General features: G+C 34.1%; 18 protein-coding genes and 2 pseudogenes. All 20 read left to right on the top strand.

Annotated features, from left to right (window positions below):
* Nucleotides 1–58: 58 nt before the first annotated feature.
* The 20 genes and pseudogenes from ACVWY7_RS06635 to ACVWY7_RS06540 all read left to right on the top strand — a co-directional run bounded on the left by ACVWY7_RS06635 (nt 59) and on the right by ACVWY7_RS06540 (nt 25125).
* Nucleotides 59–823 carry a vWA domain-containing protein gene (locus tag ACVWY7_RS06635; protein ID WP_000966844.1) on the top strand — a complete coding sequence of 255 codons (765 nt, stop codon included), beginning with the start codon at nt 59–61 and terminating at the stop codon, nt 821–823.
* 11 nt (nt 824–834) lie between these two features.
* The gene (locus tag ACVWY7_RS06630) at nt 835–1608 is read left to right on the top strand and encodes a hypothetical protein (RefSeq protein ID WP_002080126.1); all 774 of its coding nucleotides are present in this window, start codon (nt 835–837) and stop codon (nt 1606–1608) included.
* Between the two features lie 28 nt (nt 1609–1636).
* Nucleotides 1637–1999, top strand: coding sequence for a ubiquitin family protein (locus ACVWY7_RS06625; protein ID WP_000391131.1), 363 nt, complete (start codon nt 1637–1639; stop codon nt 1997–1999).
* A gap of 31 nt (nt 2000–2030) precedes the next feature.
* Nucleotides 2031–6038, top strand: coding sequence for a type VII secretion protein EssC (gene essC, locus ACVWY7_RS06620; protein ID WP_456523711.1), 4008 nt, complete (start codon nt 2031–2033; stop codon nt 6036–6038).
* Between the two features lie 127 nt (nt 6039–6165).
* Complete coding sequence (locus ACVWY7_RS06615; RefSeq protein WP_000807831.1) at nt 6166–6438, top strand: WXG100 family type VII secretion target; 273 nt, start codon at nt 6166–6168, stop codon at nt 6436–6438.
* An 82-nt stretch (nt 6439–6520) separates the two neighbouring features.
* Entirely contained in the window at nt 6521–9196 is a 2676-nt protein-coding gene (locus ACVWY7_RS06610; protein ID WP_456523710.1) for a tetratricopeptide repeat protein, read from the top strand.
* Between the two features lie 23 nt (nt 9197–9219).
* Entirely contained in the window at nt 9220–11928 is a 2709-nt protein-coding gene (locus tag ACVWY7_RS06605) for a hypothetical protein (RefSeq protein WP_456523709.1), read from the top strand.
* A 70-nt stretch (nt 11929–11998) separates the two neighbouring features.
* Nucleotides 11999–12436 carry an SseB family protein gene (locus ACVWY7_RS06600; RefSeq protein ID WP_001050357.1) on the top strand — a complete coding sequence of 146 codons (438 nt, stop codon included), beginning with the start codon at nt 11999–12001 and terminating at the stop codon, nt 12434–12436.
* 56 nt (nt 12437–12492) lie between these two features.
* Entirely contained in the window at nt 12493–13881 is a 1389-nt protein-coding gene (locus ACVWY7_RS06595; RefSeq protein ID WP_142395550.1) for a WXG100 family type VII secretion target, read from the top strand.
* Between the two features lie 24 nt (nt 13882–13905).
* Nucleotides 13906–14361, top strand: a complete 456-nt coding sequence (locus ACVWY7_RS06590) for a DUF4274 domain-containing protein (RefSeq protein ID WP_000428102.1) — start codon at nt 13906–13908, stop codon at nt 14359–14361.
* Between the two features lie 739 nt (nt 14362–15100).
* The gene (locus ACVWY7_RS06585) at nt 15101–15886 is read left to right on the top strand and encodes a recombinase family protein (RefSeq protein WP_000391695.1); all 786 of its coding nucleotides are present in this window, start codon (nt 15101–15103) and stop codon (nt 15884–15886) included.
* Between the two features lie 155 nt (nt 15887–16041).
* Nucleotides 16042–17277, top strand: a complete 1236-nt coding sequence (locus ACVWY7_RS06580) for an IS110 family RNA-guided transposase (RefSeq protein ID WP_144507756.1) — start codon at nt 16042–16044, stop codon at nt 17275–17277.
* Nucleotides 17278–17490: 213 nt separating this feature from the next.
* Entirely contained in the window at nt 17491–17790 is a 300-nt protein-coding gene (locus ACVWY7_RS06575) for a hypothetical protein (RefSeq protein ID WP_105989475.1), read from the top strand.
* Nucleotides 17791–17794: 4 nt separating this feature from the next.
* Nucleotides 17795–18607: an Imm47 family immunity protein gene (gene imm47, locus ACVWY7_RS06570; RefSeq protein WP_087952378.1), complete on the top strand. Its 813-nt coding sequence runs from the start codon at nt 17795–17797 to the stop codon at nt 18605–18607.
* Nucleotides 18608–19037: 430 nt separating this feature from the next.
* Nucleotides 19038–19361: pseudogene (locus tag ACVWY7_RS06565) on the top strand (WXG100 family type VII secretion target); the annotation flags it as partial.
* Between the two features lie 96 nt (nt 19362–19457).
* Nucleotides 19458–19820 (top strand): annotated as a pseudogene (locus ACVWY7_RS06560) (SMI1/KNR4 family protein); the annotation flags it as partial.
* Between the two features lie 519 nt (nt 19821–20339).
* Nucleotides 20340–21524: a glycerate kinase family protein gene (locus tag ACVWY7_RS06555; RefSeq protein WP_001221976.1), complete on the top strand. Its 1185-nt coding sequence runs from the start codon at nt 20340–20342 to the stop codon at nt 21522–21524.
* Nucleotides 21521–22951, top strand: coding sequence for an SLC13 family permease (locus ACVWY7_RS06550; RefSeq protein WP_000570742.1), 1431 nt, complete (start codon nt 21521–21523; stop codon nt 22949–22951). The genes ACVWY7_RS06555 and ACVWY7_RS06550 overlap by 4 nt, the downstream gene beginning before the upstream one ends.
* A gap of 128 nt (nt 22952–23079) precedes the next feature.
* On the top strand, nt 23080–23763 hold the full coding sequence (locus ACVWY7_RS06545) for a response regulator transcription factor (protein ID WP_000504574.1): 684 nt from the start codon (nt 23080–23082) through the stop codon (nt 23761–23763).
* A 3-nt stretch (nt 23764–23766) separates the two neighbouring features.
* Nucleotides 23767–25125 (top strand): sensor histidine kinase, encoded by a 1359-nt coding sequence (locus tag ACVWY7_RS06540; RefSeq protein ID WP_000694906.1) that lies wholly within the window; start codon nt 23767–23769, stop codon nt 25123–25125.
* The last annotated feature ends 3 nt before the right edge of the window (nt 25126–25128 follow it).

The raw sequence follows: 25128 nt of genomic DNA, 5'->3' as shown, positions 1-25128 counted from the left end.
ATAATGAAATATGAATATAAAAAAAGTTCATATAATAATGTATGGAAGGGTATGAAACATGTTATATCAAACTCAAGCAACACAACAAACACCAGCTTATATAATTTATCTTCTAGATGTAAGCGCATCAATGAACCAAATGATGGATGCAGGCGGAGAAGAAAAAAGAAGAATTGATATTGTAACGGATGCTCTTTCTTTAGCGATTCGCCAAATGGTATTTCGTTCAACAAAAGGTAGTCGCTTGCTTCCAAGATATAAGTTATCTATTTTAGCATATAGCGATCATGTTTTTGATTTATTGGGTGGTGTGAAAACAATAGACGAGGTAGCAAGACTGCGCCCACTAGAAAAAATCCAAACGCATCGTTTAACTGATACAGCAAAAGCTTTCTCTGTAGTAGAGAAGTTATTGCAAAAGGAATTGCCAAATTTACAAGACGGACCAGCTCCTGTTGTTTGTCATATGACAGATGGTGCTTCAACTGGTGAAGATCCAGAATTAATTGTGCGAAGAATTATGAATATGTCTGTACCTGATGGAAATGTACTAATTGAAAATATTTTTATCTCAGATGAAATCATGCAAGAACAAATTACTAATATAAAGAAGTGGGAAGGCATTATGCCAAATACAGAGATTACAGATGAATATGGTGCAAAGTTGCAAAGACTTTCATCGCTTATCCCTCAAAGCTATCGTGAGATGATGACGGAACATGGATTTCATATTGCAGATGGTGCGGTGATGATGTTTCCTGGGACAAATGCGGATTTAGTATCACTTGGATTTCAAATGTCTGCTGCAACGCCGGTTCGATAGAAGGGGGAAGTATGGTGAAATATATCCTATCGCAAAAGAAAGAAACGGTATTGCAAGAAAAGAAAACTAAGCATTTTACTTATCAATATAGCTATGTTAGAGCAAAGGAAACGCAGGATTTAAATGAGAGTGGACAGGACTTCCTAGTATTTCAAGATAATGGAACTAGTTTCATATTTGTGTTATGTGATGGTGTAGGGCTGTCTTTTCATGGTGAAATTGCTGCAGAATTTCTAGGTATGAAGTTATTAAACTTGTTTGAAACGTATCAAGAAAGCGGACGGGATATTGCTGCATTATTAAATGATCAGTTGGAAAATTGGGTAGAAGAAGCTTCAGAAGAAGTGAGTGCATTTCGATTGCCAGAAAAAACACCATGGTTACTTCGCGATGTATTGGAGGAAAAGCGAAAACAAGGTAGTGAAGCGATGTTTATTGGCGGGAAAATAGAACTTATTCCAAATCAAGATAAAGCACACATAGCGATAGTTACACATGGTGATTCATTTGTACAATTGTTTCAAGATAAGGAGAATTGTTCGAATGTAATGAAGTTTGAGAGAAATATAGAGAAAAGATGGTCTACACAGCGTGGCATTATTGGCGGGGAATTGGCGGTTTTTTCAAAGACATTATCTAGACAAGAAGCTAATCGGATAGTTATTCACTCAGACGGACTTGCACCACTTAAGCAGTATAATTTTGAGGAAGTGTTAAAAGAAATCGAGAGGGCACAAAACTCTCCGACAAGTGATGATATTTCATTTTTAGATGTTTCTTGGTAACAAACACGATGGAAAAAGGTGAATAAACGTGGAAGAGATTATTGTGACATACATAAAACAGTCAAATGAAGAAATTGATATTGCAATTCCAAATGACGTAAAAGCGGTACAAATTATTGAAGCAATTTTACATCATGAAAAAATAGATGAAGCATTGAGCAGTACCTATGAAATTAGAGTGGCAAAAGATAAAGAAGAATGGCATTCTATTCGAAATGATGAAACGTTGCGCGATAATGATGTGTGGGATGGACAATATGTAATGCTATATAAAAAAGGATCGATTATCCCTTCCTTTGAAATGCTACCGGCAGAAGAAGTTTATAATGAACCGATTAAACAAGATATATCTACTAGTGAAGAAGATTATGTATGGAAAATTATTGAGTAATAGTTTTTGAATGGGGAAGGAGAAATGTTTTGTGCAAAAATCACCGTATTTTCAACGCTCTCCGCGTGTGAAAGTAGATATACCAACAGGAGATGTTATTATTCATGATCCGCCGAATATACCGGAGGAGCCGAAGTTTTCAATTGAAACAATGTTACTGCCAGCAATGATGACGGTTTTAACATTGGTATTATATTTTGTAATGATGAAATTTATGAAGATGAATTCAAGTTATATGCCATTAATGATGGTTTCAAGTATTCCAATGTTGGGATCATATGTAATTACAACGATGGGGCATTTCCGTAAAAAGAAAGAACATCGTCAAATGGTTGAACAATTACAAACAAGGTACTTAGAGCAAATTCAAAAGCATCGAGTGGAATTAGATACGTTAAAGGTTGAACAAGCAAAATATTTAATTACACAAAATCCAAGCCCGTTAAAAAGTGTACAAAGAATTGAAAATCGGGAAAGTAATTTATGGGAGCGTACACCTGAAAGCCCAGACTTTTTAGATATTCGTATTGGTACAGGAGAAAGACCATTTCTTGTAGAATTAAAGGTTCCTGAACAGAAAGGTTATGAAGAAAATCCATTAGTTACAGAAGCGCAAAATGTGAAAAGGGATTTCAATACGATACCAAATGGACACATTTCAATTTCTTTGAAAAAAAACGATGTAATTGGTGTAGTCGGAAATAAAGAAGATAGACTAAACTTTATTCGAATTGTAACGACACAAATTATGACGCATCATGCACCAAATGAAGTGAAAATAGCAGCATTTTATCATGAGAAGGAGAAAAAGCAGTGGGATTGGATGAGGTGGCTTCCTCACGTATGGGATGAACAGAGAAGTATGCGCTTTTTATCTGAAAATCAACAAGATGCACAGAAACTAGCTGAAGTACTATTTACCCCACTTAACATGCGTAGAATCTATAATTCTTCTGCGCAAGCGGATGCAAAAGTTCCTTTAATTCCGATGTATGTCTTTTTCTTATCAGCGAGAGAATTTTTAGAAGATGACCCTTTAACTCCAATGTTACTTAGAGAAGGTGAAAGTGTAGGAGCTTCTACATTTATTTTTGCGGAACAAAAGGAACGGCTACCGATGGAATGTGATCTTGTTATAAGTTTAAATGGAGAAAATGGTGAGTTAGTCGAAACGTTTTCAAGTTCAGCTGAGAATAGTGGGACAACGCGTGCTAGTTTTAAAGTAGATCGACTTTCATTCGAACGATGTGAACTAGGAGCGCGAAGCATTGCTCCAATTCGGATGAAAAGCTCTACAGCAGCCAACATTCCGAAAGTATTAACATTTTTAGACTTGTTTCAAGCTAAAAACATGGAAGAGTTACAAGTGCTAGAGCGCTGGAAAGAAAATCGATATCCGACTTCATTACCAGTTCCAATTGGTGTAAGAGAAGGAAGTAAACCTGTTTTTCTAAATATTCACGATAAAATAGAGAAAAAAGGGCATGGGCCGCACGGTCTAATGGCTGGTACAACTGGATCAGGAAAAAGTGAAGTGATTCAGTCTATAATAGCAGCGTTAGCAGCAACCTATCACCCTCATGAGATGGCATTTATGCTTATCGATTATAAAGGTGGTGGAATGTCAAACACCTTTGCGGGATTACCGCATATTATTGCATCTATTACGAACTTAGAGGATCCAAACTTAATTGAGCGTGCCAGAATTTCATTAAAAGCAGAATTAGAACGAAGACAAAAATTATTTATTCAGGCTGGAAATGTTCAGCATCTAGATGAATATTACGAAACAAGCTGGCGTGAAAAAGAACCTTTACCACATTTATTTATTGTTATTGATGAGTTTGCTCAAATGAAAAAGGAACAACCTGAATTTATGGACGAGCTAATTAGTGTTGCTGCCATAGGAAGAACTTTAGGGGTTCACTTATTATTAGCAACTCAAAAACCTTCAGGGGTTGTAAATGACAAGATTTGGAGTAACTCACGTTTTCGAATTTGTTTGCGTGTACAAGATGACGCGGATAGTCGTGAAATGTTAAAAATTCCAGATGCATCAAAAATCAATGTACCAGGACGAGGGTATCTCCAAGTTGGTAGCAATGAAGTATTGGAATTATTCCAATCTGCATGGAGCGGAGCACCTTATAATCCAGATGAAGAGAAAGTGCTTGATATTGTTGATTTTACAGAAGTGAAGCTTTCCGGTGAAAGAATAAAAGTGAAAAAGCGCCCCAAACCAATGACAAATAGTCCAAAACAATTACAAGCTTTTATTCAATATGTACAAAGCGTATCAGAAAAAGAAAATATTAAAGCATTACCAGGACCATGGCTGGATCCATTACCAGAAAAATTATTGTTAAAAGAATTTTATGCTATGGAAAATTGGACAATTGCTGATTGGAATAAACCGAAAGAATATTTACAAGTAACAGTAGGATTAATTGATGATGTTGCAAATCAAGCGCAATATCCCCTGAAGTTAGATTTACAAGAAGGGCATTTAAATATTTATGGTATGCCAGGTACAGGGAAAACGACGATGTTACAAACGATTATTATGTCCTTAGCTGTATCTCACACACCAGAAGAAGTGAATTTCTATGTTATTGATTTTGGTCGAATGTTCTTAGATTTTAGAGATTTACCTCATATAGGCGGGATTATACAAGAGGGCGAAAATGAGAAAATGAAACGTCTATTCGGATTTTTAAAGCAGGAAATCACGAATAGAAAAGAGAGTTTTTCTAATATTGGTGCAAAGTCATTCTCTATGTATAACCGAATGGTAGAAAAGAAAATACCAGCTATAGTAGTAATGGTAGATGGTTATATAAGATTCAAAAATGAATTCGAGAAAGAAAATGAAGTATTAGAATTATTATTGCGTGAATCAAGTACATACGGAGTTTATTTCTATTTCTCTCTGAATCAAACAATTGATATGTTCGATCGTGTTCGTAATAATATACCGATGGCACTTACATTTGAATTGCAAGATGGAACAGAATACCATAACTTAGTAGGCAGACCTAAATTCCCGTTAATTGAAGTTCCTGTTGGCCGTGGATTAATGAAAGGGCAACCGCCGGAATTATTCCAAGCAGCATTGCCATTTATCGGGGAAAGTGAACTTGAGTATTCTCAACAATTAAAAACAATTATTCAAAAAATGAATGGAGAATGGAATGGTGAAAAAGCAAAAGCTATTCCAATGGTGCCTAAAGAAATATTTGTAGAGCATATGCTTGGGAAATTAGAAACAGCCCAAATTTCAGCAGGTATAGAAACAGAGGATATTCGTTTACAAAGCTTTTCTTTAGATGAAATGAGTCATATATTTATTGGAGGAAGAATAGAAGGTGGAAAAACATCGCTATTACAAACACTTCTGTTCACTACTACATACCAATACTCGCCAGAAAAAGTTGATCTATACTTAGTGGATCTTGGTGAAAGACCTACAGGTATATTAGCTCTTGGAGATTTACCTCATGTGAAGAAGAAAGTTACAGATGCTATACAATTAAAAGAAATGTTAGATGAACTGTTAGAGTTAATAAATAATCGAGAAGCAGTAATGCCTTCTTTAGATCCAAACGTAACAGCGGAGTTTCCATATAAGAGAATAATGATTGCAATTGATGATATTGATCAAATGTTAACTGTATTATCTACTGATTATGAGGCGAAAAATAAAATGGAACTAATAGTCCAAAACTGTAAAAATAAAGGGATTCACTTTATGACTGCAGCTACTACATCTAGCCTAAATAGTTATTCTCATGAAAAATGGTTCGCAGAAATTAGAAAGAGAAGTATTGGATATTTACTGGGAACGACACAAAATAACGATGTGTATTTCTTTAATATGAAGCTACCACATACTGAAATGGATCAAGAATTATTAAGCGGGGATGGATATTGCATACGTAGAAAGCCAATAAAAATAAAATGTGCATATACACCATTACATTTACTTCGCACGATGATAGATAAAATTAGTGTGAAATGGGCTGAATTAAAAGTGAAATAATATTAAAATAGGGTTAAATTACTAGAAAATAGAATTTTTTTGTAATTTAGCTCTTTAAAAATTGTATGAATATAGTTTATAATCTAATTGTTGTATCATTTATGATTTGAAAGGGGAAATTATTACAATGGCAGAAATTAAAATCACACCAGAAGAACTTGAAAGAATCGCAGGAAACTTTAAAAACGCAGCAGGAGAAGCACAAAGTCAAATTAATAGACTTGAAGGCGATATTAATAGTTTAGAAGGACAATGGGCTGGGGCAACACAAGCGAAATTCCGTGGAGAATTTATCCAATCTAAACAAGCAATGCAACAATACATTCCAATTTTAGAAGGTATTTCAACAGATTTAAAACGTATCGCTGATAAATTCCGTAACACAGATAACGCATACTAAGAATAGAACAATTGCAAAAGACCAGGAGCTATTGTTCCTGGTCTTTTTTTGAAAAATTGTTATACGAGAGTAAGGGGATAAAATGGGATTCCGACCAGAAGTAGGAGAAAAAATTAATCTTAATAAAGATGTTTATCGTTTTGAGAAACACCCAGCTGTAATTGGTATTGAGATGCCCTATGGTCAAGAGGGAAGACAAGGAACAGTTTATCAATTACAACAGGAAAATGGTGTAGAACGAATTGCATTAAAAGTTTTTAAGGAACGCTATCGTGAGGAAAAACATCAACTAGCATTTTTAAAACCACTTTCTTCCCTAGTGGGTCTGAAAGTATGTTCACGTTATATCGTTACTAAAGAAGAACATACATCTGCTATCAAAAAATCAGAAGATCTTGCAAATAGTATTGTAATGCCTTGGATTGAAGGGCCAACTTGGGCTGATATTTTACAAGAACAACGAATGTTATCAAAAGAACAATGTTTCTTTATTGCAGAAGCATTTCTTACAACGCTTAAAATGATGGAGGAAAATGAAGTTGCTCATAATGATTTATCGTCTAGCAACGTACTTGTACCTTTTTTAAGTGAAAATGCAATTGAAGGCCAACACAATATCGAACTTGTTGATGTTGAGCAAATGTATGGCCCAAAAACGAAAAGACCTTCATTATTGCCAGCAGGTTCAGCAGGTTACGCACCAAAGTATTTGACAAGTGGAGTATGGCAAAAAGAAGCCGATCGGTTTGCTGGTGCTATTTTATTAGGAGAAATATTAAGTTGGTGTAGTGAAGAAGTTCGAAATAAAAAATGGACTGATGCAAGTTACTTTAAAACGGAAGAAATGCAGACAGAATGTGAAAGATATACGTTACTTCAGCAAGTATTACATAATCAATGGAACGGGGAAATTGCAAAATTATTTAAGCAGGCATGGAGTAGTAATTCTTTCGCAGAATGCCCAAGCTTTGCACAGTGGTACGATGTATTTAATAGCGCGAGAGAAAGAATAAAAATTGATGCGGAAAGGCAGTCAGCAGAAGAACACTCTCTTTTTGTATCAAAATGTTTGGAAATTGCAAGATTATTAGAAGAGAGAGGATTTAAACAAGCGGCATTATATGAATATAAAATAATTTTCAATTCACTCAATTCATCAACAGCTCTGCAAAAAGAACTCGCATATATCATTCAAACTATGGAGAGTCAAGAGCCTGAAATAAATAATAAAATGGTCCTACAACATTATTTGGAATTAGCTACTGAATTGGAACGAGAAAACAATGCAGCATTTGCTTGTTTCGTCTATTCACGAATCGTACAATTTCCAAACATTGATCAGGCGCTAAAACAGGAAATCGAAAGCATTATTGAAGAGATAAAAGAAGGACAAGGAACAGAGTCGCAGCAAGAAGTAGCAGCTACAATTACAGTTCCAAATAGTATTCTACAGAGCCGGAAACAAACGAAAAAACAAGTGGAATATGATATAGATGATGAGATTTTAAATGCAAAAGCATCGAATCAACCACTTACAATAGCTCATGAACAAAGTGAACCATCTGCTTTTTCTATATGGTGGAAAAAGAATAAAAAGCGAATTTTGATTATTGGCTCAGCTGCAGTTGTTGTAATAGGTGGTTCAACGTTATTTTATTTCTATACAACAAACGCGAAATATCAAAAGTTTATGGAACAAGCACGACAAGCTTATGATGACAAAAAATATACAAAAGCAGAAGAAGCTGTTGGACATGCAATTGCTGTGAAGGGGAAAGACGAGGCATATCTCCAATTAGCAACGATTTACGTTGCTGAAGGAAAAAATAAAATTGCAATCGACTATATTACAAAACTAATAAAAGATCGAGAAATAGATAAAGAAAATAATGAAGCTGCTTATTTATTAGCTTCAGCAAATTTCCGCATTGGAAAATATCAAGAAGCAGTGCAAAACTTTGAACAAGCGTTAGCAAATAATGCAAAAGGAATTGAACCATATAAAAAAGATGCAATGCGAGATTTAGCTGTAAGTCATATGAAAATGAAAGAATTTGAAAAGGCAGAAGATGTTATTGTCAAAATGAGCACGAAAACAAATGAGGATAAGGCAATTGTTTCGTATTTAAAAGGTCAACTTTCAACAGCAACTGTACAGTTAGACAAAGCAGAATCTTTCTTTAAAGAAGCTATTATGCAAGATTCAAAGAACCCGATATATACAATTGAACTTTCAAATTTATATGTGCTTTGGAATAAAACAAACTTAATTGATAGTGCGAAGAAAGAAATGAATTATCAACAAGCATCTCACATTTTACAAGTAGCGATTCAAAAAGATATGAAAAATATTGAGTTGTTAAATCAACTAGGAATTGTGTATTACGAAGCGGGCCAATTTTATGAAACGCGAGATGGCGCAAAAAGTACTGCTGCATATCAGCAAGCGTTAGAAGCTTACAATAGAGTTGTTAGCAGTGGAACACGCGACATAAATACGCTTGTAAATATAGGGATTTTATACGATAAAGTGGGACAAGGAAATGAAGCAGAGAAGCTTTTCACAGAAGCATACTCACAAAACGATGAAAATCCGCATGTGAATTTTGCATTTGGGATGTTTAAAATTAAACAGAAAAAATATGAGGAAGCAAGTCGCTTCTTAAGAAAAACAGTGCAGGCAAATGAAAATGACTCTGAAGTAAGAGCCGCCCAAGAAAAACTAACAGAAATGAAAACAAACGGTTGGATTCAATAAAGATAGGAAAAGGGGAAAAGGACATGGAGGAAAACAATAATAACTTAGGGAAAAAAGTCGCTATATCAGTAATGTCAGTAGCTTTACTTGGAACGTCAGGATATCTTGTGTATGACAAAGGCTTTAGGACAGCAGGAAAAGAACCGGTAAAACTAGCAAGTAATACAGAAGAGAAAAAAGATGATCGTATTACAGGGGGCGATTTACAGTCTATGTTCCCAAATTTAGTCGCTGATCCTGCAAAAAAAGATGAAAAACCCGGCGAAAAACCAACTATTAATTTAGCAGACTTAATTGGAAATAATAAATCACCAATTACGCCAGTAACGTATAAACCTGATGAAGTATCGGTGGAAAAGAAAGATCCACAAATCAAATTATCAGATGCACCAACTCCACAAAAACTAGATTTACCAACTAATATGGTTGGACCTGTGGCGGAACCAAGTAAAAATAATGATAATGCTCAATTACCTACATCTACTGTAGAACCGCCAAAAACTAACACCGGAACAGAAGGGACTGAAACAGGAGGAACTGAAACAGGAGGAACTGGAACAGAAGGGACTGAAACAGGAGGAACTGGAACAGGAGGAACTGAAACAGAAAAACCAAAACCAGAACCAAAACCAAAACCAGAACCAGAACCAGAACCAGAACCAGAACCAAAACCAAAACCAGAACCAGAACAAAAACCGGATCCAACACCAACACACCCAACAATTACAGTATCACCAAAAACGGGAGATATTTTAGTTGAGTGGTACGCTGGAAATGGAAAATACTATTCATCTGTTTTCTTTAATGATTTTTATACAAGTCAAAAAGAACTGGATGAAAATGCATTAAATAATTTAACGAGCTACTATAGCAAAAAAGAAGACTGGACGCTCGTTAGCCAATTGAATACACCATCAAAATCAAAATCGATAGCTGAACATAAGTTAGCATTAGATAATGTAGAACAAATTCTTACAAGTGGTGAATATTCAAATGAGAGAGCACTATTCTATTTACGTAATCAAATGAATGTACTAAATGAATCGGTTACTACACAAGAAGAGTTACAAAGATATTTAAGTGAAAATAAGAAAGATTATATTAAATCTGTAGCAGAAAAAGTTTATCAAACAGCAACAGAAGAAAAAAGAGCGTGGTCAAATACAGGGGATGTAGCATCTTTAGAACAAGCGTTAAGTAAATTTTATTTAGTTACATCAGTATTTGAAAGCGTAGATCCTGCATTAGTAGAAAAAGCGAATCAAGATGTAGAAGATATTTTCAACAAGCTATTACAAGAAGAATTACAGAACCTTAATATCCAAACATCAGTAGTGATGTCTGCAACTGAGACAAAAGAAAAAGCAAGCCCGGTAAAAGAAAATACAAGTAGTAATGAAGAAAAAGCAGTTACAGGAGGAAATGAGGCAACAAGTACAGAAACAGAGAAAAACCTAAAAGATTCAAAGACTGAGGATGTCAAAAATAACGATAAAACGAATACTATAGATTCTAATACTCAAAAAGCGCAAGTGAAATCTGAACCATTTAGTCAAGAGATTGATCAAATAGAAACGTATTTAAATCCAGCAAATCCACAATATGAAAATGCTTTACTATTAGCAAATCAGTATATTGATAGGGGAACAGGCGAACAAAAAGAAAAATTAGAACAGCAATTTAGTGCGGCTGTAGAGGGACTTCGAGGACAAATAAAAGATCCTAAATTTACAGTGGAAGACGCTATAAATAAAGCGAATTTATTAGCAAATACGGCAAGAGTAGAAAAATCTGTTCAAGATGAATCTCATAAATTATTAATGCCGCTAATGTTTGAAAGAAAAGCAAACGATGCTGCAAATAATGGAGAATATTATACAGCGGTATTAAATATTGCAAATGCAATTCGTACAAAGCACCCATTGGAACGTTCAAGAGAAGAAATGGTGAATTATGCGAATAAATTATGGACAGATACAGAAAATGAATGGAATAAAATGAATGGAACGACAGGATGGCAAAGTGAAGTAGGTAAAACATTATTACCATCATACACATTACTTGCACAGTTAAAAGATATTGATAAAACGATTGGCCAAATTAGTGGTATGAATATGATTGAGAATGCATCAAAAAAAATGGAGGGAATTCAACTTGTGCAATTAGCAGGTGATGAAGCGAATAAAGAAGGACAAACGAGCCTTTATAATGCTTTACATTATTATGGTCAAGCAGCTTCACGCGGTGTTGTTGACAAAACAGGATTTTCTAATGTTGCTGGTCTTGTAATTAAAGAAGCAAAACAGTTAGAAAAAACGCAATATAAATCAGCGCTAAACAACTATCAAATTTTATATAAAACACCAGGTATTGAAGCGTTAGGAATTAAAGATGGGGTAAAAGCGGCAATTGAGTATTTGAGTACATTTGAAGCTGCAAAGGTAAGCGGGAATAAAGATACAATTGAAGATTTAGCTTCAGCAATTGAATTAACTTATCATTCTATGGAACTAGGATATCCGGAAGCAGATGCAAAAGAATGGATGAATACGGTAGCTCTAAAAATGTTTAATAAAGGTGCAGGATATATGTCCGCAACTGATACGAATAATGCATATAAATGTTTTGAATTTTTAAGTCGTGATAAATATGCAAATGCTATTAATGGAGAAATAACGAAACAAGCAAAAGAGAATGTAGAAAAAATTAAATCTATGAACGTTAAAAAATAATTAGATTTAACATTCGCCATCTTACCTTGAGTAAGATGGCGAAATTATTTCGCATAAGGAGTGAAGTTCAATGAATTTACTAGAAATTTGTCCATTAGATGAGGCGTTAGTGGAAGCTTTACAGAATGAAGAAAAAAGAGTTCGTTTTTATGAGATATTACAGAAATCAAATTTGTATGTTGTTGCTTCGGTAGAGGGAGATACAACTGTAGATGAAGAAGGGAATTTGATTTCAACTGAAAATACACAATTGCAAATTCATTATTTTGAAATGGACGAAGGATTAATGTTACCACTGTATTCTGATTTGAAACATTTAGAAATGGTTATTCCAGAAGAATGTCCGTATGTCTCTATGAATGCAGTTGAATTATTAAAGACAATAGATTTAGAGGCAAATGTAATATTAAATCCAGGAACAAAATTTCAAAAATTATTTGTAAAGGAAGAAATTGAAGCGATTTGTGATAATAGTATTTTTGATGTTTTTTCTAAAGGGGATAAGTAAAAATTGATGCAGTTCTATTCCTTTTTGGTATAAAATAGAGGAAGGTGGGAGAAGGTTTGGAAATTAAGGTCAAACCTGAACAACTCGAACAAATTGCCAAAAACATATCAGAGATGCAAACACACAGCCAGAACATACAACAAAATCTCAATCAATCTATGTTTAGTATTCAAATGCAATGGCAAGGAGCAACGAGTCAGCATTTTTATGGGGAATATATGAGATCAATGAGACTCATGGAATCTTACATACGTAATTTACAAGTTACAGAAAAAGAATTACGGCGTATCGCTCAAAAGTTTCGTCAAGCTGATGAAGAATATCAAAAGAAACAAAATGAAAAATTGAAAGAAGCCCATAAAAAAGAAAAGAAAAATGAAAAATCATGGTGGGAAAAGGGAATAGAAGGAGCAGCTGAATTCATTGGAGTAAATGATGCAATTCGTGCAGTTACCGGTAAAGACCCTATTACAGGAAAAGAATTATCAACAAAAGAAAGACTCATCGCCGCAGGTTGGACACTCCTAAACTTTGTTCCTGTTGGAAAAGTGGCAAGTCTTGCTGGAAAAGGAATAAAGTATGTCGCTTCTAGCTTTGGGAAGACGATTGTAAAAGCAGGAAAAAAACTAGGCGAAGGCGTAACAATGGTGGCTGGAAAAGCAGCTGTCGATGGCATAAAAACAGCCAGCCACAAAGTAAAAGAGGGTGTAAACTTTGTAGCCTCCACAGCAAAAGGATTTGCCGACAAAATCGGAAGCCTATGGAACAAAGGTGCCACAACCGTAAAAACAACCGTCTTACAGGGGAATGAAAAGATCCAGCACGCAGTAAAAACATTACTGGAGTACAAATGGATCCCAGGTGAGGGAAAAGGCTTCGCCATGGCTGGAGTAGGAAATGTCTCAGGAGGAGGACAGTATTCTCTGAAAGAGGCTTATCAGTATATGGAGAGTAAGGTTGTTAAGGGTACGGGTGAAGGTAGTAGGATTATTCCTGGTACTCCGGGTATTGTAACAGGAGGAAATTCTACTAAATTAGGAAAAAATATGATGACAGAAATGGGGCTTAGACGTTCAACTAAATGGAGTGGATATCAAGCACAGCATATTATTCCTTCTGAAATGGCAGATAATCCCGTAATTAAAAAGATAGGTATGAACTTTGATGACTCATCAAACGGTATTTTTTTAAGAGTACCAGATGATAATATAAGTACAATGGCTAGACACAGAGGATATCATTCTGTTTACAATGAAGTAGTTGCAAGAGCATTAAATAAAATGGATATTAACCAAAGTATTGATAGTTTACAAAAGCAGGTATATGATCTGCAAAAAAATTTAAGAAAATTACAGGGGAATGGTTTACCATTGTACCCAAGCCAAGGTGCAACAGTAGAACTTTGGGAAAGAAAGCTAAAACAATTGGAAATACAAAATAAGTAAATATTAGTAAGGTGGTAAGGTGTAATGGAAAATAAAGATATTAGTTTGCTTGAAGAATTACTTTATAATACAAATAAAGAGGATACAATTAGCCGAATAAAGAATATAGATAATCCAATACTCCTTCATTGTTTTGCAGCAAATTATAATTGGAATAGTGGATTTGATATACCAAATGCAATTCTTGAAAACAAAGATTGTGACTTAGGAACGGGATTACTAATGTTTCATTATGCAGACGGATATCGATTATTAGAAAGTCCGGAGGAAGTTTCGAATTCTCCATTACAAGAATGGAAGGTTTTTATATTAAAACTTCAAAATAAAATTATGAATTTGGAGTTTAAAACACAAAATATATCATTTAGCCCTGAATTAACAAAAATTCAAATATTCAAGTTGAAAAAAAGGAACCCAAGTATTTCAGATATTCTTATTAATGAGTCACCAGGAAATATAATTGATATTCCTAAAATATAAATAAACATTAAAAACTCATTACAGTAAATAAATGAGTTTAGTTATAGTGATTTTATAAAGCTTACTATACTAAATTATATTTTATGTACGAATATGATAAAGTTCGCGGTGCTAAATTTAAATACGCATAAGTATATATGAATAAAAAATAAAGTATATGTGAAGTAGATAGAAAAAATAAAAGGGTTTTTGAAAGTATGTACTCCATGATGGTTGTACCATCATGGAGTACTGTGTGCAATGATAGAATAGAAAATAAAGTACGAGCTTAGGCGAGATGACATTTTACCGGGCGATAAATATAAACACATGGAATGTATATTAAACTAACGAACTCGTACAAACTCGTAAGTTTTAATATAGTATTTGTCATGATGTACAAAAGGTGTCATACTGTTACTACAAAACTTACAAATTTACGCTACTTAAAAACATATGAACTTAAAGCACTTGATTGTCAATTAAAGGCAACAAGTGCTTTTTGCGTTTTAGCGTAGAAATTTAAAAGAGCATTATAATTTTATAAGTGCATTAAGTGTTAAATTTTTATTGTTGTTTTATAGATTGTAATGGCTATCTACAGTGTACGACGATAGTAGAGGGAAAAATAAAGGGTTGTGTTATTTTTTGAAGTCATCGTAAAGTACGTTTTAACGGATGGACGTTATGCATACGTTATCCGCAAAAAACGGGTAAACGTTACAGGGACTTTAATTGCTGTAACGGGAGAGGACTCAATATGGAAGAGAAAGTAGTTGGTTATGTACGAGTTTCAACAGAAGGGCAAGTACGTGAAGGGTACAGTTTAACATATCAAGTAGAAGAAATTGAACGGTACTGCATTGAAAATGAACTACAACTGCTTCACATATACGAAGATAAAGGAATCAGCGGAGCGAAAGTAGATGAAGATGGATTAACAGTTGAACGTGAAGGTCTACAAGAGCTATTGTCGGATATTGCATATCATCAAGTGAGCAAAGTTATTGTACTCAATACATCTCGGTTATGGCGCTCTGATATGGCAAAAGTGTTAATACAACGAGAGCTAAAGAAATACAAGGTAGATGTGAAAGCAATTGAACAACCAAATTATAGTATATACACGCATGACCCAAATGACTTTTTAGTAACTGGCATGTTAGAACTACTAGATCAATATCAACGTCTTGAGATTGCATTAAAGCTAAGTCGAGGTAGAAAAAAGAAAGCGGAACAAGGTGGATATGCAGGTGGCGGTGTGATGTTTGGTTATAGAGTAAAGAAAGGACAAAAAGTGTTAGAAGTAGATGTGGAGAAAGCAGTAGTTGTACGGAGACTATTTGAATTAAGACACTTTTTTAAACATTGGTCGCTAACTCAATTGGCAGAAAGACTGAATAGGGATGGTTATCGTACAGAGAAAGGAAAGCTGTTTACGAAAGTACAAGTGAAACGTATGTTAGACCGAGAGAACTTTTATCGAGGGGTGTATACATACGGACAAATACAAACAAATGGGAAACATCCAGCAATTATTTTATAAATTCACTTAAAAAATTAGCTCATTTTACTATATGTACTTATGAAATTATGAAAATGGATAGGCTTGCGTACCTATGCGCATCGGAAGATGAACGCTCGAACTAAGGTTGCCGACGTTTTTATATATGACTAAATCATTGAATAGAGGGATGAGTTATGCATAATAGACAGAACTATTTGTATGTAGGAGTAGATTTACATAAGGAGCATCATACGGCTGTTATTATTAATTGTTGGCAAGAGAAACTAGGAGAAATACAATTTGAGAATAAACCATCTGCATTTTCGAAGTTCTTATTAGAAGTAGAGACATATGTGTGTGATGGGATAACTGTTGTATTTGGTTTAGAAGATGTTGGTGGTTATGGAAGAGCGTTAGCGAAATATTTAGTAGACCATGAACGAGTTGTGAAAGAAGTAAATCCAGCTTTATCATTTTTAGAACGAAAAAGCCAAGTGATGATACAAAAAAATGATAGTTGGGATGCAGAATGTGTAGCACGCATACTGGTAAACAAATTTAATCAACTGCCAGATGCAAAGCCAAACGATTTATTTTGGTCGATACAACAACTAGTATCAAGAAGGAATGCATTAGTAAAAGCACAAAGTGCGTTAAAGAATCAACTACATATTCAATTAAATCATCATTATCCAAGCTATAAAAAGTTTTTCTCAGAGTTAGATGGGAAAACAGCATTAGCATTTTGGCAGCAATATCCGTCACCCTCTTGTTTAGAGGGGGCGAATATAAAGCAATTAACAGCTTTTTTATTAGATGTTAGCAACAATACATGTTCAGTAAAGAAAGCAAGCGACATATTAAAACTTGTAAAAGAAGATGGACATACAATGAAGGAATATCAAGAAATACGAGACTTTTTAGTAAGAAGTATTGTACGGGACATTGAGTTTAAAAAGCAGGAAATGAAATACATCGAAAAAGAATTAAAACAGTTAGTAAATTTACTAGATTATCAATTAGAGACGATGCCGGGAATAGAACTTGTGACGGCATCAGCATTAATTGCAGAAATTGGAGATGTAAGAAGATTTTCAAATGCAAACAAATTAGCAAGATTTGCGGGGATTGCGCCTGTTTACTTTGGTTCTGGTGGGAAAGGTAAGACACACAAAAGCAAACAAGGAAACAGGGCGCTACACGCTTTATTTTATAATTTAGCAGTACAGCAAGTGCAAGTAGCAAAAGGCAGTAAGATGCCACGAAATCCAGTGTTTCATGCGTACTATCAAAAGAAGCTTAAAGAAGGAAAAACAAAAGGACAAGCATTGGTATGTATTATGAGAAGGCTTGTAAACATTGTATATGGCATGATGAAATATAAAACAGCTTATGAGTTGCCGGAAGTACAAGAGAAGGAAGTAGTTTAATAAGGTTTTACAGGGTTTGTTTTTTTATTGTGAGGGTTTAAGATTACAACATAGGGTACGGGTAATAATTCTTCGAGTAAGGATGTTTATGGACCTTATTATGATGAGGCAAAAAAATTACACGAAACTAACCCTGATTGGTATCCTAATCCTGATGAATCTACAATAGTAAAGGGGAAAGAACTAAAGGAAGCAAGAGCAGACTATCAAGCGTTGGTTAGAAGAGGGGAACTTGAAAAAGGTCACCATGTACAAGGTTTATCTTTTGGGGGAGAGAATGTAAGTTCAAATATAAAGAATACAGGAGAATCGACTATTCGTCGAGAGCAAATTGATGATTTGAATTTGGATTTTTATCATGAAATGGGTTATGGTAAAGAAAATGCTAAGGTACTAAAAATACATGAGAATGAAAATGGGATTATTGTATTTGGTAATAATCCACAACATACTGAGGTTACTGTTTTTCAAAATAAAGTTCTGAAATGGCAACGAGAAAATGGAAAGAGATAATTTAATGAAAGTAGGTGCATTTATGGGAGAAACGAGAAATCTTATGAATAGTATATGGTTTGGAGAAAAAACAATTTTAGCTAAATCGGAAATAAAAGAAAAAATTTTAAAATCTTTAACAGAAACGGAAGTTTTATTTAACTTAATAGAATTATTTAAAACGGGGGATTTTACTCAAAAACCACTATTAGTTCAATTAATGAATCAGACTAAAGATGAAGCGGTTCTGAATTTATGTATTAGAGTATTTTTATCTGTCGCAACACATGAAGACTTAAGGGATTCAAATAATCTCCGTTTTCTTAGTGAGGTAACTGAAGAAACAGTAGACACTTTTGCATCAGCAGCCACAACCTCACTTTCTCTTGAGGTAATTCCATATTTATTGGCTTTACTTGAAGAGTGGGAGGAATTCAGTGATACAGCTACTATTATAAGAGACTCTATTGATTCCTTTATTAATTTTGAAGATCAAATTGGTGAAGATGCAACTATAGATGAAATTGGAAATTTTTATTTTAAGTATTGTCAGGAGAAGGATACAAATAGTTATTATTTTCAACAGAATTTAGCTTTTCCTGGAGACTTAGCTAAAAAATTGATTCAGCGGGTTATGATTGCTGCTAATAATGAGGAGCAATTAAAAATGGAATTAATACCATCTTTATTATCAATTTGGACTGGTAAAAGAGTACCTGCGGATTACAACACTATTATTAGTGCAAGTAATTATAAAGATTTTATTGACTATATAAACGAACTTTCAAGTGAAAACTGGGAAAAGGGACAAAAATATTTTTACGGATATAAGCTTTAACTATAATCTATGAAAAACAAAATATATGTGAAGTGGATAGGAAAAAATAATAGTGTGTTTGAAAATACATACTTCATGATGGTTGTACCATCATAGAGTACTATGTGCAATGATAGAATAAGAAAACGAGGTACGAGCTTAGGCGAGATGACATTTTACTAGGTGATGAATATAAACACACGGAATGTATACGAAACTAACGAACTCGTACAAACTCGTAAGTTTTAACGTAGTAGTTGTCATGACATCTAAAAGGTGTCATACTGTTACTACAAAACTTACAAATTTATGCTACTTAACAACATATGAACTTAAAGCACTTGATTGTCTATGATAGGCAACAAGTGCTTTTTTCGTCTTAGTATAGAAATAAGTTATAATAAAAAAGTTAATATTTTGTTAGATTGAGAAAATAAAGAGTATCTACTAAAAAGCAGCTGTCGATGGTATAAAAACAACCAGCCACAAAGTAAAAGAAGGTGTAAACTTTGTAGCCTCCACAGCAAAAGGATTTGCCGACAAAATCGGAAGCCTATGGAACAAAGGTGTCACAACCGTAAAAACAACCGTCTTACAGGGGAATGAAAAGATCCAGCACGCAGTAAAAACATTACTGGAGTACAAATGGATCCCAGGTGAGGGAAAAGGCTTCGCCATGGCCGGAGTAGGAAATGTCTCAGGAGGAGGACAGTATTCTCTGAAAGAGGCTTATCAGTATATGGAGAGTAAGGTTGTTAAGGGTACGGGTGATATTGGAACACCGCCTCGATACGGGGAAAGAAGAATCTCAAAGGAATTATATGATGAATTAAGAGATGGAACGCCTACTGCAAAGCTACGGGAAAAAGTTAATGAAGAATTAGAAAAATCTTGGGATAAGATTCCTTCAACAATACGAAATTTTTATCGAACTGTTCATAATGGTTTCTATTTTTATGCGAGTCAATCTATGGGTTTAGTTCCTTTAGAAAATGTAACTTTTTTTGATGATGATGAATGGGGTATTATTGAGGAGTTAGAAGAACCTTTACAAATTGATTTACAAACTACTTTTGGTTTCTTTAAAAGTGGTATGGGTGGTTATGTTGCAGTAGATTTTAAGAATTCTAATAATGATAATGCGACTTTATGGTGGACGAATAAAGAGCCTAGATATAATATGAATTTTTGGGACATTGTTGATGAATGGATAGTAATTGGATTTGAAGTTTAGTTTAAAGGTTCTGTTGCAAAGTTTTTATATAAACAAAAAAATCCTAATTTAGTAGGTAGAGTTTATACAACTTTGAATAGATTCTCTAATTCATTGTACGTCGAAAAAACGAAGTACGAGCTTAGGCGAGATGACATTTTACCGGGCGATAAATATAAACACATGGAATGTATATAAAACTAACGAACTCGTAAGTTTTAATATAGTATTTGTCATGATGTACAAAAGGTGTCATACTGTTACTACAAAACTTACAAAATATAAATTTAAAGCAATTGCTTGTTGAGTACAGGAAGCGCGAAATCGTACAAGTATGGTCCCGTAATAGAGAAATAAAATTGAATAAAGAGTAAAGGAGTGTATCCGTTGCGCTATTTCATAGTGCAACGGATTTTTTAGTTCGCAAAATTCAGCACTTTCTCATCAAATTTTAATGTAAGCTTAATTGTGCTCTCTTTTTTCATCTTTAATATAAGCCGTAGATACGAAAGATATATAAGGTGAAGGGAGACATAATACATGCGTATTTTAGTTGTACCATCAGGATTTAAAGAAAGTTTAGGGGCGAAGGAAGCTGCCGATGTAATGAAAGAGGGGATTTTAAAAGTTATGCCACTTGCTACTGTAGAGACTTTACCGATGGTTGATGGCGGGGAAGGGTTTACAGAGGCAATTATAAATATTACTGGTGGGAAAATGTATGAAGTACAAGTAACGGGACCTGTTGGAGATGAGATACAATCTTATTTTGGTGTTTTTGAAACGAGAAACGGTGAGCGTACAGCTGTTATTGAAATGGCTGCGGCAGCTGGGTTACGCCTTGTACCGAGAGATTTACGTGATCCAAGGAAAACGACTACTCACGGTGTTGGACAGTTAATAGAATTAGCTTTAAACAAAGGAGTAGATCGTATATTAATAGGATGTGGTGATTCAGGTACGTCTGATGGAGGTGCTGGTATGGCTGAAGCGTTAGGTGTAAAGTTTTTAAATGAAGATGAAAAGGAAATACAAATTCAAGGTGGCACCTCTTTATTACAAGTTTCAAAAATAGATACGTCACAAGTAGATCCTAGATTAAGACATGTCCAAATCGATGTTGCTTGTAATTGGTTTAATCAATTATGCGGTGAGCATGGAGTAGCTAGAGTGTTTGGTCCGCAAAAGGGTGCTAACGAAGCACAAGTAATAGAACTAGAAAAAGCATTGGAACGCTATGCTTCTATTATAAAAAAAGATATAGGGATAGATGTACATCATACACCAGGAAGTGGTGCATCTGGCGGTCTTGGTGCTGGACTGCAAGCTTTAATTGGGGCAACGCTTCACCCGAGATACGACATTATTATGAAGTATATGGATCTAAATAAATTATTGTTAAAGTGTGATCTTGTATTTACCGCGGAAGGAAGTATAGATTTTCAAACACCACGTGGGAAAATTCCAGCTGAGGTGGCTAAATGTGCAAAAAGATATGGATTACCAGTAATAGCGTTAGTAGGGACAGTTGGTAAAGGGGCACGTATTAATTACGATTACGGAATTGATGCATATACAAGCATATTACCAATGCCATCTTCATTAGAAAATGCATTTTCTAATGCGGAGAAATGGCTTCGTGATTGTACAGAGAGTACGATGCGTACAGTTTTAGTTGGCTATCAAATCGCTTCTCGTTTAAATAAAAGTGGGTACGTATCATGATTGAAAAAAATGTAGTGGAATTACATGTGGATAATAATGATACTCCGAAAGTTAAGTCATCCTGGGTTCTGCCCGTAGCGCTTATATTAATTGTAGAAATAGTTCTTTTGCTTCCATCATCATTAACGATGGAAGCAAAATGGAGTTTGTTTGGATTTTGCTCTGCAATTATATTATGGACAACAACAACGATAAATTCGGCCTATATTGCACTCGGTTCTGTATTATTTCTAATTATTTCAGGAACAGCAAAGCAAGATCTTTTATTTGATTCGCTAGCTTCGGATGTCATTTGGCTTATGATTGGTTCGTTTATTTTAGGAAGAGCACTTCAAATTACCGGTCTAGCTGAAAAAATGACGTACTTTGTTGTGAATCGTGCTCGTAATATATCAGGATTATGCTGGATTTTAACAATGATTATTCAAATACTTGCCTTTTTTATTCCATCTACATCGGGACGCGCAGCAGTTGTATTACCTGTTTTTCAAGCTATATGTAAAGAAATTGGAAGTAGAAGAATTGCGAAAGCATTAGCAATTTTAATGCCTACTGTGATTTTAGTTTCAACAAGTTCTACAATTATTGGGGCAGGCTCACATTTAATCGCTCTAGATATGTTAAAGGAATTTAATAATAAAAACATTACATTTGTAGAGTGGTTAATATGGGGATTACCATTTGGAATTATAATGAGCTTTATAAGTTGTCGCGTAATATTAGTACTATTTTTAGACAAAGAGGAAGTAAAAACGAAACTGCAACAGAAAAAAGTTAAGTTTGAATTATCACGAAATGAAAAGTATACAATAAGCATTTTAATAGCGATGGTAGCATTTTGGCTAACGGAATGGTTACACGGTTTGGAAATTGCAACTGTAACTATAATAGGAGTATTTTTATTAACTTTACCAAAACTCGGTGTGATGCAGTGGAAAGAAAGTTTAAAAGGTGTCTCTTGGAATTTAATTTTATTTGTTGGAGCGGCAATTGCATTAGGGAAATCATTAATGGAAAGCGGTGCAGCGCAATGGATTATGCAGAATTTATTTTTAGTAACAGAATTAATTAATAAGCAATCCATTTTCATCGTGTTACTCGTAATTGTTATCCTTTCAGTTACATCACATTTATATATTACATCTCACACTACGAGAGCAGTAATTTTTATTCCACCACTACTATACTTTGCAAGTAGTCTGCAATTAAATGAAGTAGCTGTCTTATTTTTAGGTATTGTTGGAATGAATTATTGTTTAACCTTTCCGGTCAGCTCTAAAGCACTACTATTATTTCAAGAAAGTGATAGAGAAACTTTTCAACCGCAAGATTTATTAAAATTAAGTAGTTATTTAAGTGTTATTTATATATTTGTAATGGTCATATTTTACTATGCATATTGGCAATGGGTTGGATTATCTCTTTAAAAATCAGGAATATATTTCATTCCTGATTTTTTTCATTAAGGATAAAACATATTGGGTATTTTTTCTTTTGAAGGAAAGTATTACTTGTTATACTAAAATGGTGCAAATATATATTATAGGAGGCTTTTATGGGAGAAAGAATTTTAATCGTTGAGGATGAAGAAAAAATTGCTCGTGTCGTGCAGTTAGAATTAGAATTTGAAGGATATGAAAGTGAAATTGCAAAAACAGGTACAGAGGCAATGGAAAAGTTCGGAAATGGTAATTGGGATTTAATATTACTTGATGTAATGCTTCCAAATATAAGTGGGTTAGAAGTTCTTCGAAGAATACGTTTGAAAAATGCTGTAATACCTATTATTTTATTAACTGCTCGTGATTCAGTTGTTGACAAGGTTAGTGGTTTAGATCAAGGAGCAAGTGACTATATCACAAAGCCATTTCAAATAGAAGAATTATTAGCGAGAATTCGTGCTTGTTTAAGAATTTCAAATGTAGTAAAAGAAGAGGAAAATAGTAGTTATCAAATTGCAGATTTATATTTAGATGAGAAAACGAGAGAAGTGAAAAGAGGGAATAGTCTAATCGACTTAACACCACGTGAGTTTGATTTATTACTATTTTTAATGAAGCATGAAAATCAAGTGTTAAACCGTGAGCAAATTGTAACGAATGTTTGGGGATTTGATTATTATGGCGATACAAATGTTGTTGACGTATATATTCGATATTTGCGCAAAAAAGTAGATTGTAATGTGGACGTACCACTTATTCACACTGTTAGAGGTGTTGGGTATGTCTTAAAGGTGTAACATATGAAAATTAAAAATAAAATATATTTATTCTCTACAGTATGGTTACTACTTATTTTATTAATTATTAATAGTTCAATATATTTTTTGTTTTATAAAGTGACTACGAACGGAGAGTTAGAACGATTGAAACGTGAGGCAATACATATCATTGATGGAATGAACGCGGATTCAGCAAAGAAAGTAGATGCAATAAGTCTATTGCAACCATACTTACCTTCAAATGGTATGATTAGAATTATTAATGAAAATTCAAAGGTAATGATTAGGCAAGAAGTGGATAGTACAAAACCAATTCCAGCATTAAATACGAAATTTAAAAGAAAAGAGTCAGCTGGAATTTATGAGAAGAACGAGGGTAAATTTGCCTATATAAAAATACCAATCATTTGGAATGATGGGAAAATCGTTTTGTTAGAAATGACAGAACGTTTAGATAGTTTGCAAGAGAATTTAAATATGTTAAAAAATGTATTAGTTATTGCATCACTTCTCGTTTTAATTCCGTCTTTTTTTGCAGGAAGAATGTTAAGTAAGCTTATTTTAAAACCTGTAAATTCTTTAATACAAACTATGGAGCATATACAAGTTAGAGGGATATTCAAAAAAATACCGCTTGAGAACAAGTCAAAAGATGAACTTCACAAAATGGGATCGACATTTAATAAAATGATTGATTTATTACATCAGAACTTTGAAAAGCAGCAACAGTTCGTTTCGGATGCTTCGCATGAATTAAGAACACCGTTAACAGTTATTGAAAGTTATGCGAAATTATTAAAAAGATGGGGAATGAAAAAACAAGATGTTTTGGAAGAATCTGTAGAAGCGATTTATTCAGAGGCAGTAAGAATGAAAGGCATGACGAATCAAATGTTGCTTCTTGCAAACAGTAGTGCTGAGTGGAGTTTGGAGACTAACGAATCAGATTTAGTCCGATTATGTCAGGTGACTGCTGAGCAGTTAGAAAAAACATATGCTCGGAATTTTCGTGTTATAACAGATGAAGAAAAAATTGTTGTAAATATTGACGAACAAAAAATAAAACAAGTATTAGTAGTTTTATTAGATAATGCAATGAAATACAGTAAAGATTCTATAGATATTATAGTAGGAATACAAAAAGAAAAAGTCTTTTTTTCTATTCAAGATTACGGTATGGGAATTCCTAAAGAAGATATACAGAAAGTATTTGACCGTTTCTTTCGAGTTGATAAAGCGAGGAGTAGGGAAACAGGGGGGACTGGTTTAGGTTTATCGATTGCCAAACAAATTATTGATGCTCATGAAGGAGATATACAACTTGAAAGTGAAGAAGGAAAATGGACGAAAGTTACAGTAAATTTACCTCATTTTTCATAAAGA

This window comes from Bacillus sp. TE9106W (assembly GCF_054062215.1).
The sequence above is the reverse complement of the archived record's forward strand: the minus strand, read 5'-3'. Positions and strand labels throughout refer to the sequence as shown.

Coding starts and splice junctions, on each gene's coding strand:
- ACVWY7_RS06580 (WP_144507756.1), top strand. CDS start 16,042: ATGCATAATAGACAGAACTATTTGTATGTAGGAGTAGATTTACATAAG.
- ACVWY7_RS06585 (WP_000391695.1), top strand. CDS start 15,101: ATGGAAGAGAAAGTAGTTGGTTATGTACGAGTTTCAACAGAAGGGCAA.
- ACVWY7_RS06555 (WP_001221976.1), top strand. CDS start 20,340: ATGCGTATTTTAGTTGTACCATCAGGATTTAAAGAAAGTTTAGGGGCG.
- ACVWY7_RS06590 (WP_000428102.1), top strand. CDS start 13,906: ATGGAAAATAAAGATATTAGTTTGCTTGAAGAATTACTTTATAATACA.
- ACVWY7_RS06540 (WP_000694906.1), top strand. CDS start 23,767: ATGAAAATTAAAAATAAAATATATTTATTCTCTACAGTATGGTTACTA.
- ACVWY7_RS06630 (WP_002080126.1), top strand. CDS start 835: ATGGTGAAATATATCCTATCGCAAAAGAAAGAAACGGTATTGCAAGAA.
- ACVWY7_RS06600 (WP_001050357.1), top strand. CDS start 11,999: ATGAATTTACTAGAAATTTGTCCATTAGATGAGGCGTTAGTGGAAGCT.
- ACVWY7_RS06550 (WP_000570742.1), top strand. CDS start 21,521: ATGATTGAAAAAAATGTAGTGGAATTACATGTGGATAATAATGATACT.
- imm47 (WP_087952378.1), top strand. CDS start 17,795: ATGAAAGTAGGTGCATTTATGGGAGAAACGAGAAATCTTATGAATAGT.
- ACVWY7_RS06610 (WP_456523710.1), top strand. CDS start 6,521: ATGGGATTCCGACCAGAAGTAGGAGAAAAAATTAATCTTAATAAAGAT.
- ACVWY7_RS06605 (WP_456523709.1), top strand. CDS start 9,220: ATGGAGGAAAACAATAATAACTTAGGGAAAAAAGTCGCTATATCAGTA.
- ACVWY7_RS06545 (WP_000504574.1), top strand. CDS start 23,080: ATGGGAGAAAGAATTTTAATCGTTGAGGATGAAGAAAAAATTGCTCGT.
- ACVWY7_RS06615 (WP_000807831.1), top strand. CDS start 6,166: ATGGCAGAAATTAAAATCACACCAGAAGAACTTGAAAGAATCGCAGGA.
- ACVWY7_RS06635 (WP_000966844.1), top strand. CDS start 59: ATGTTATATCAAACTCAAGCAACACAACAAACACCAGCTTATATAATT.